We start from the raw sequence: 566 nt of genomic DNA, 5'->3' as shown, positions 1-566 counted from the left end.
CGGCCCGACTCGGCCAGTGCGCCGCGCTACGGGGTGCGGCGCTACTCGCCGCTGGCCCACGCTTTCAACCTGTTCAGCTACGGGGTGGTGCAGAGCCCGACGGGCAACGCGGTGGCCGTGGGCCTGCGCTCGCAGGATTTATTGAGTACCACGCAGCTGTTCGCCGGCTTGGGCTACGACCAGACGGAGCGCACCTTCAGTGGCACGGCGGCCCTGAGCTACCAAGGCCGCTACCCGGTTTTCGATGCTGAGCTAACCTATGGCGGGCGCGACGCGGCCATTATTTACCAGGGCCAGACGCTGCGCGACCAGTGGCAGTACGCCCGCCTGCTGGCCGGTGTGCGGCTGCCGCTCAACCTTACGCATTCCAAGTATTTGCAGGGGCTGAACGTGGGTGCCTACCTGCTGCACGAGCAGGTATTTGGCTACGACCTGCCCGTGCGCCGGGCTACCGAAGTATCGCCTACCCGGCCCCTCAATGCCCTGCAAACGTCCGTCAGCTACGCCTCGCAACTCAAGCGCAGCGCCCGCGACGTGGCCCCGCGCGGCGGCTGGGCGCTGCTGGG

The 566-nt window shown here is 67.7% G+C and carries 1 pseudogene; it reads left to right on the top strand.

Annotated features, from left to right (window positions below):
- Positions 1–566 (top strand): annotated as a pseudogene (locus ACYVDE_RS25785) (hypothetical protein); the annotation flags it as partial.

Source organism: Hymenobacter agri, assembly GCF_054778495.1.
The sequence above is the reverse complement of the archived record's forward strand: the minus strand, read 5'-3'. Positions and strand labels throughout refer to the sequence as shown.